The sequence below is a fragment of the uncultured Pelagibacterium sp. genome, from assembly GCF_963972885.1.
GTDB classification, from domain to species: domain Bacteria; phylum Pseudomonadota; class Alphaproteobacteria; order Rhizobiales; family Devosiaceae; genus Pelagibacterium; species Pelagibacterium nitratireducens.
Genome location: NZ_CAXAXY010000126.1, coordinates 1 through 7517 on the forward strand (window position 1 = coordinate 1; position 7517 = coordinate 7517).

At 61.3% G+C, this 7517-nt stretch carries 10 protein-coding genes; 6 read left to right on the plus strand and 4 right to left on the minus strand.

Going from position 1 to position 7517, the window contains the following annotated elements:
• Positions 1-268: 268 nt before the first annotated feature.
• The gene (locus AACZ55_RS14835; protein WP_264227524.1) at positions 269-502 is read right to left on the minus strand and encodes a FliM/FliN family flagellar motor switch protein; all 234 of its coding nucleotides are present in this window, start codon (positions 500-502) and stop codon (positions 269-271) included.
• 110 nt (positions 503-612) lie between these two features.
• On the opposite strand from AACZ55_RS14835, the gene lipB reads away from it, so the two are divergent.
• The 6 genes from lipB to folK all read left to right on the plus strand — a co-directional run bounded on the left by lipB (position 613) and on the right by folK (position 5100).
• Positions 613-1317, plus strand: coding sequence for a lipoyl(octanoyl) transferase LipB (gene lipB, locus AACZ55_RS14840; RefSeq protein ID WP_339647359.1), 705 nt, complete (start codon positions 613-615; stop codon positions 1315-1317).
• Positions 1318-1371: 54 nt separating this feature from the next.
• Positions 1372-1887: a DUF4282 domain-containing protein gene (locus AACZ55_RS14845; RefSeq protein ID WP_339647361.1), complete on the plus strand. Its 516-nt coding sequence runs from the start codon at positions 1372-1374 to the stop codon at positions 1885-1887.
• A gap of 174 nt (positions 1888-2061) precedes the next feature.
• Positions 2062-3414 carry a 30S ribosomal protein S12 methylthiotransferase RimO gene (rimO, locus tag AACZ55_RS14850; RefSeq protein ID WP_339647363.1) on the plus strand — a complete coding sequence of 451 codons (1353 nt, stop codon included), beginning with the start codon at positions 2062-2064 and terminating at the stop codon, positions 3412-3414.
• On the plus strand, positions 3411-4262 hold the full coding sequence (gene folP / locus AACZ55_RS14855; protein WP_339647366.1) for a dihydropteroate synthase: 852 nt from the start codon (positions 3411-3413) through the stop codon (positions 4260-4262). Before rimO ends, folP begins: the two co-directional genes overlap by 4 nt.
• Before the next feature lie 5 nt (positions 4263-4267).
• Positions 4268-4654, plus strand: a complete 387-nt coding sequence (folB, locus tag AACZ55_RS14860) for a dihydroneopterin aldolase (protein WP_338610446.1) — start codon at positions 4268-4270, stop codon at positions 4652-4654.
• Positions 4654-5100, plus strand: a complete 447-nt coding sequence (gene folK, locus AACZ55_RS14865; RefSeq protein WP_339647368.1) for a 2-amino-4-hydroxy-6-hydroxymethyldihydropteridine diphosphokinase — start codon at positions 4654-4656, stop codon at positions 5098-5100. Before folB ends, folK begins: the two co-directional genes overlap by 1 nt.
• Here the strand turns inward: folK and AACZ55_RS14870 are convergent.
• From AACZ55_RS14870 to AACZ55_RS14880, 3 genes are all read right to left on the minus strand, one after another.
• The gene (locus AACZ55_RS14870; RefSeq protein ID WP_339647370.1) at positions 5092-5865 is read right to left on the minus strand and encodes an ATP12 family protein; all 774 of its coding nucleotides are present in this window, start codon (positions 5863-5865) and stop codon (positions 5092-5094) included. The genes folK and AACZ55_RS14870 overlap by 9 nt on opposite strands.
• Positions 5865-6533 carry an HAD-IA family hydrolase gene (locus AACZ55_RS14875; RefSeq protein ID WP_339647373.1) on the minus strand — a complete coding sequence of 223 codons (669 nt, stop codon included), beginning with the start codon at positions 6531-6533 and terminating at the stop codon, positions 5865-5867. Before AACZ55_RS14875 ends, AACZ55_RS14870 begins: the two co-directional genes overlap by 1 nt.
• Positions 6533-7517, minus strand: a 985-nt coding sequence (locus AACZ55_RS14880; protein ID WP_339647375.1) for an RluA family pseudouridine synthase, incomplete at its 5' end; no start/stop codon positions are given. The genes AACZ55_RS14875 and AACZ55_RS14880, both read right to left, overlap by 1 nt.

Consider the following 7517-nt stretch of genomic DNA (forward strand, 5'->3'; position numbering starts at 1 on the left):
GTTACCCCACAGCGACCTCAACGCTGCGCGTCTACCAATTCCGCCACGACCGCACTGTCTGGGGAATGCTGCACCCTCGGGCGAAGCGAGGCTGCATGTAGCAAATGGTTTGGTGTCCCTCAAGGGCTATTTCGCCGTTTGGGAATAAAGTTTTGCGCTGAAGCGGTTCCAGCATAAGTGGAAGCCACCTATCCGGTTCGGAAGCGCGACAAACAAAGGCTCAGGGCAGTTTGAGCGATTCAGACAAAAGCAAAAAATGCTCCGGGCGTCAGGCGGGCTTGATGACCTTCTCGGTGACCACCACATTAAGCTGTCCCTCGTCGACCTGAACCTCGCCCTTTGCGATCAGCGTGTTGTTGGCATAGATACGCATGGCGTCGTTCTCGAAGGCATCGAGTTCGATCACCGCGCCGCGCCCCATGCGCAGCAGGTGATGGACCGGCAGGACGGCCGCCCCCAGTTCCACGGAGACATCGATTTCGATGGTTTCAAGCGTATTCATCAAAAAATCCGGACCGCCAGATGCAAATCATACGGCGAGAATCGGCTTTCCCCGCGCGTCGGCTTCGACATTGAGGCGTCATGGTTAGTGAAGCGTTAAAGACTGACCAGATGAACATTTGTGCGAGCGCGCCCAAGCTCAAACGGACCGACGGAATTCCGGCCAACTGGATCATTGCCGAGTCGCAGGTGGAATACCCCGATGCTCTTGCGGCAATGGAAGGCCGCGCCCGCGCGATTGCAGCCGGTGAGGCGTCCGAAGCCATATGGCTGGTCGAGCACCCTCCCCTTTATACCGCCGGCACCTCCGCCAAAACCGAGGACCTTTTAATACCCGACCGTTTTCCCGTGTTCGAGGCGGGGCGGGGTGGACAATTCACCTATCACGGCCCCGGCCAGCGGGTCGCCTATGTGATGCTCGACCTTCGCGAGCGCGGACGGGACATCCGATGCCTGGTGGCCGGGCTTGAAAACTGGGTGATCGACACTCTGGCGGCCTTCAATATCAAGGGCGAAAAACGCGAAGGGCGTATCGGCGTCTGGGTCAAGCGCCCCGACAAAGGCCCATTCGTTGAAGACAAGATTGCCGCCATCGGCGTACGGGTTTCCCGCTGGGTCAGCTTCCACGGTATATCGCTCAACATCAGCCCTGATCTCGATCATTATTCCGGCATCGTGCCGTGCGGCGTTAGCCAGCACGGAGTCACGAGCTTTGAGGATCTGGGGCAGATCGTTTCGATGGCCGAGGTGGATTCGGTCCTCAAATCACGCTTTGAAACGCACTTCGGGCCGGCAAGGCTTGCCTCTGCGCTGTGATCGCGACAAGGTGACCCGATTCAGTTCTCCCGATTTGGATGCAAGGGGACAAAAATGCGCTTCGACGACCTGCGAAAGCTCGCAACGGGCAGTGTCCTGTTCAATCTGGGCCGGATCATCTCGCCACGCCTTGTGACGATCCTCTATATGCTTGGCCTGGCGGGCATTGCGCTGTGGGCGGTCAATCACTTCTTTTCGAGCTTCCGGTTCGGCTTTGGCAACGGGCTGTGGGGCCTGCTCGAAATCGTCGTCTTCGGGCTTTTGGCTTTCGTAGCGTTGCGCATTGTGTGCGAAGCCGTCATCGTTTTCTTCCGCGCCAACAGCGCAGAGGCCGAAACCTATGAGCCCGAACATTTGGGCGCTTCGCTGATCGATGACGTTCGCGAGGCGATCGAGGACCTGGCCGATCAGGAGCCCGACCCGGTCGAGCCGGTGGCACCCGCTCCGGTTGCCCCCACGCCACCGGCAACGCCGGTTGCCGAGGAGCCAGCAGCGATGCCGGATGCCGACGCCCCCAAGCCCGCGGCCAAACGGCGTCCAAGCCGGGCAAAACCGGCGCCCAAAGCTTGAAATCCGGGCGCTGCGCCCTGACATCAACGCAGCTATGAAGTGCGCAAAGATTGACCTTTGCGCACTTTCCGATATGACACGCGCAAATTCATGCGAGTTTCATATCCCATGGCGCCGGCCCGCTTGGCCCGGCACCTTCGGCAATCTCGCCTTTTCAAGGACCAGCGGACGCCCATGAGCGCGCCAACACCAACACAAAACGCCCCAAAGATCGGCCTCGTCAGCCTCGGCTGCCCCAAGGCCCTCGTCGATTCCGAGCGCATCCTGACGACCCTGCGTGCGCAAGGCTACAGCTTTTCACCCTCCTATGAGGGCGCCGATGTCGTCATCGTCAACACCTGCGGCTTTCTCGACAGCGCCAAGGCTGAAAGCCTCGACGCCATCGGTGAGGCGATTTCGGAAAACGGCCGCGTCATCGTCACTGGCTGTCTCGGCGGCGAGGAAGAGTTGATCCGCAAGACCCATCCGGGCGTCCTGGCCGTCTCGGGCGCCCACCAGTATGAAGCGGTCGTCGACGCGGTCCATCAGGCTGTGCCCCCGGTGCCCAACGCCTTTGTCGATCTCGTCCCCGAACAGGGTCTGCGGCTCACCCCGCGCCACTACGCCTATCTCAAGATTTCCGAAGGCTGCAACAACCGCTGCACCTTCTGCATCATCCCGTCGATACGAGGCGATCTCGTCTCGCGCCCCATCGCCTCCGTGCTTTATGAAGCCGAGCGGCTGGTCAAGGCGGGCGTCAAGGAGATCATGGTCATCTCCCAGGACACCTCGGCCTATGGCGTGGACATCAAATACGCCACGTCCCCCTATCGCGGACGTCAGGTCGAAGCGCGGTTCCAGACGCTGGCCGAGGAAATGGGCAAGCTCGGCGCCTGGGTTCGGATGCACTACGTCTATCCCTACCCCCACGTCGATAACGTCATTCCGCTAATGGCCGACGGGGTGATCCTGCCCTATCTCGACATCCCCTTCCAGCACGCCAGCCCGCAGGTTCTCAAATCCATGCGGCGCCCGGCCAATCAAGAAAAGACCGCCGACCGCATCCGCAAATGGCGCGAAGCCTGCCCCGACCTCGCCATCCGCTCGACCTTCATCGTCGGCTTCCCCGGCGAGACGGAAGAGGACTTCCAGATGCTGCTCGATTGGGTCCACGAGACCAAGATCGACCGCGCCGGGGCGTTCCCCTACGAGCCGGTCACCGGCGCCCGCGCCAACGATCTGGGCCTCGATGAAATCCCCGATGAGCTCAAGCAGGAACGCTATGGACGCCTCATGGAAGCCCTGCAGGAGGTTTCCGCCGAACGGCTGGCGTCCCGCGTCGGTCGCACCATCGACGTGCTTGTCGATGACGTCGAACCCGAAGAGCAGCGCGTGATTGCCCGTTCGCAATGGGATGCTCCGGAGATCGACGGCAATGTCATCGTCGAGAACGCCTCAGGTATCAAGCCCGGCGACATGATCTCGGTGACAGTCGTTGATTCCGACGAATACGACCTCTATGCGGTCCCGGCTGGTTCGGCGCAGTGACCCACCGCGCCTATGACGTCCCGATGGCTGGCGGCCCGCTGAAACTGGGCCGCACGCCTCTCGTCATGGGCATTTTGAACGTAACCCCCGACAGCTTTTCCGATGGCGGCGATTTCTTCGCCCGCGACGCGGCCATCTCCCATGCCGAAGACCTCGCTGCCGAAGGCGCCGATATCATCGATATCGGCGGCGAAAGCACCCGGCCGGGCTCTGAAGAAGTGAGCGTACAGGACGAACTCGACAGGGTCATGCCCTTGCTCGACGCCCTTGCGGAGCGCGGTTTTGAAGCCCCGATCTCCATCGACACCTACAAGGCCCTGGTGGCAGATCAGGCGGTCCAGGCGGGCGCCAAAATCATCAATGATGTCCAAGGCCTGCAGCGCGATCCGGAAATCGCCGACGTAGCCGCCCATCACCGCGCGCCAATCATCGCCATGCACTGGGACACCGGGCGTGATACCGCGCGCGACCTGATCGATGAAATGAAGCGCTGGCTGTCACGGTCAGTGGACATCGCGCTCAAGGCAGGTATCGCAAGAGACGCAATCATTCTCGATCCGGGTTTTGGCTTTGCGAAATCCTTTGCCGAGAATTACGAACTCCTCAACCGCCTCGATGAATTGCACGCGCTCGGCTTTCCCTTGCTGGTTGGAACCTCCCGCAAACGCATGATCGGCAATCTACTCGATGTGCCGCCCAAGGAGCGCGTTTCGGGCACCATCGCAACCTCTGTGCTGGGCTATCTAAAGGGCGGGCACATTTTCCGCGTCCATGACGTGCGTGCCAATCGCGACGCCTTGCGCGTGGCTGCCGCCACGCTCTATGGTCCGCCGCAACTGGAGGGGTGAGTCCCATGGACAGCTTTGCCGATCGCGACCGCATCATTCTGGCCGGGCTGGCCTTTTATGGCTACCACGGTGTCATGATGGAGGAAAACGCCCTCGGCCAGCGCTTCCGCATCGATCTCGAGCTGGGGCTGGACATGTCCGAGGCCGCCCGCTCCGATGATGTGGCCTCCACGATTTCCTATGCCCATATCTACGATCTGGTGAAGGAAGCCTTCGAGGAAAGGCGTTTCAAGCTCATCGAGGCGCTCGGCCATCACATCATGGCGCGTCTATTCGAACGCTTCGACAAGCTCGACTGGATCCGCATCAAGGTCAGAAAGCCCGAAGCGCCCCTGCCCATCGTGGCCGGCGAAGCCGCCATCGAAATGGTCAGGACGCGGGAGCAAATCTGATGGCCCGCGCCGTTCTGGCGCTGGGCGCCAATATTGGCGAGCCCGCGCACCAGATCGCCAAAGCCATTGAGGCCATCGTTGGCCATCCGCAGATTTTCCTTTTGAAACAAAGCAAACTGATCGTCAGCGAACCCTGGGGCAAGACCGATCAGAACCGGTTTCACAACGGCGCCGTTCTGATCGAAACCACCCTGGCCCCGCTCGAGCTTCTCGACTTCTGCCTTGCCACCGAAGCCGAGATCGGACGCGTCCGTATTGAGAAATGGGGCCCGCGCAGCATCGATATCGACGTCATCACCTACGATGATGTGACGATGGAATCCGAGCGCCTTACCTTGCCGCATCCTTACGCCCATGAGCGCGATTTCGTGCTCGGTCCAGTGCGCGAAATCGCGCCGGATATGGCTGACTGGCTGCTGAATCAGGCCGGCAGGAAATCAGCCTAACAGGTTGATAACATTGACCGCGGCATCAAATTCGAGACGCCGCTGCCGCCGCCGCGCCGCCGCCTCGTAATCCTCGCCCCACAGCGAAATCTGGTAGTCCTCATCAACATGGGCTGCGGTCCACGCGGTATCGGCATCGACCAGCCGCTCGCGCAGACCAACCGCCAGCAGGCCCGAGCCGGTGAGCCCCGTCACCGACACCATCGCAGTCGCAGGCACATGGTGCAGCGGCTCGATGGCATCTCTGAGCTTTTTCAGCATGTCGACAGATTGCGCCTTATGCATGATCCCGACTGTGGGCTGGAAGCTCACCGAAAAATGCCGTGCGATCCGCACCAGCACATCGTCCCAGATCTGCTCCTGCTTTTCGACAAGCTCGCGCGGGCTGTCGGCGCGATAGAGCAGCAGATCGTTGCCCGCATATTTCACCACTTCGTCAAGCAGTGCGGGACGTGATTCCTCGCCCGCTTCGACGGCCGAATTGATCAGTTTGACATGCGGCATCATATCGGGATCGATGCGATCGCCCTGCGCATCCCATTCCTCGCGCATGCGCGCCGCAAGATCGGGATGACCAACGCCAACCGGTTTGCCGGTCGGCGTCTTGGTCACGCGCCCGTCAAGCAGCACAGCAAAAACGCCATCAGTCTCGGCAACGTCCACCGATTTATAAAAGCGCTTGGGCAACTCGCGGATCAGATCCTTCTGATGACGGCCCTGCCCCGCATCCTGGTGCCGGATCGCGTCTTCGAGAAATTCGCGCATCAGCTCAAAACCCTTTCGATAGCGTCATCGAGATCGGCATAATCGTCGATGATGATATGGGCACCACTCTCTTCGAGCGCAACGCGGGCGTGATACCCCCAGCTCACCCCGATGGTCCGCGCTCCGGCCGACCGCCCCAGCTCCATGTCGAACGTCGTATCCCCGATCATCACCGTGCAGTCGGGATCGATCCCGGTCTCCGCGCAAGCCCGCAGGATCATTCCCGGATGAGGTTTCGACGGATTGTGGTCGGGGGTTTGCAGAGTCACGAAATGATCCGCCAATGCGTGCAGCGCCAGAATGCGATTAACCCCGCTCAGCCCCTTGCCGGTGGCAATACCAAGGATCGAGGTCTCATGCACCCGCAAACGGTTCAGCGCCTCCAGCGCCCCTGCATAAAGCGGCTCATGCCGATCACCTCCGGCCAGCATGGCGCGGTAGTGCTGGCGGTAGGTCCCTGCCATCAGGATGGCTGTCTCCGCATCGCATTGCGCCAGCCGTTCCATGGCAATTTCCAGCGACAGACCGATGATCGAATGAGACATTTCCGCCGTAGGCACGTCCAGCCCGTGATCGCGGAACGTCGCGGCCATATGCTCGGCAATGATCGAACCGGAGTCGATCAGCGTGCCGTCCATATCGAACATGACAAGACGCGGCTCGGCCATCACGCATCGTCCTCCGGATCGACATCCTGCACATCATACTGATTGGCATTGAACCCCAGCGTTTCAAAGCTCGCCTTCATATGCGGCGGCAGCGGCGCCGTGATATCGAGCCTCTTGCCGCTGCGCAGCGGAATGGCCAGCCGCCTCGCGTGCAGATGCAGCCCGTTGCCCAGTTCCTCGGGCCGCTCGAAATTCCAGTTTTCCAGCGTGTTGTAGCGCGGATCGTCGAGAATGGGCGTGCCCAGTTCCATCATGTGCACCCGCAACTGGTGCGTGCGCCCGGTCACCGGCTTGAGCGTCACCCAGGCGAACTGGTTGGCCGCGCTCTCGGTCACCGAATAATAGCTCACTGAATGCTGCGCGCCCTCGGTGCCGTTTTCGACAACCACCATCTGCTCGCCATCCTGGGTCGATTGCCGTGCCAGAAAGCACGAAATCCGCCCCTGGCGAGGATGGGGAACGCCAATCGTGATCGCCCAATAGATCTTGCGCGCCGAGCGCGAACGGAACACCGTGCCGAAATGGCTGGCCGCTGCCCGGGTCTTGGCCACCAGCAGGCACCCTGACGTATCCCGGTCGAGGCGGTGAACCAGCCGCGGCGGCTCCCCCTTCTTGTTGGGCAGCGATTTGAGCATGCCGTCGATATGGCGCTTGGTGCCCGATCCGCCCTGCACGGCAAGTCCGTGCGGCTTGTTGAACACATAGACCTCGTCATCCTCATACAAAATGAGGTCGCGCAGAAAATCGGCGTCTTTCTGGTTGATCCGCGGCGCGTCCGGGGAGCGAACAGGCGCATCGCCCAGCGGCGGCACGCGCACCGTCTGCCCGGTGACCAGCCGCGCATTGGTGGCCACGCGCCCGCTATCGACCCGAACCTGCCCCGAGCGCAGCAGCTTTTGCAGCCGCCCGAAGCTCAGGTCGGGAAAATGAACCGAGAACCAGCGGTCGAGCCGCATCCCGTCCTCATCCGCCGCCACTTCCCGC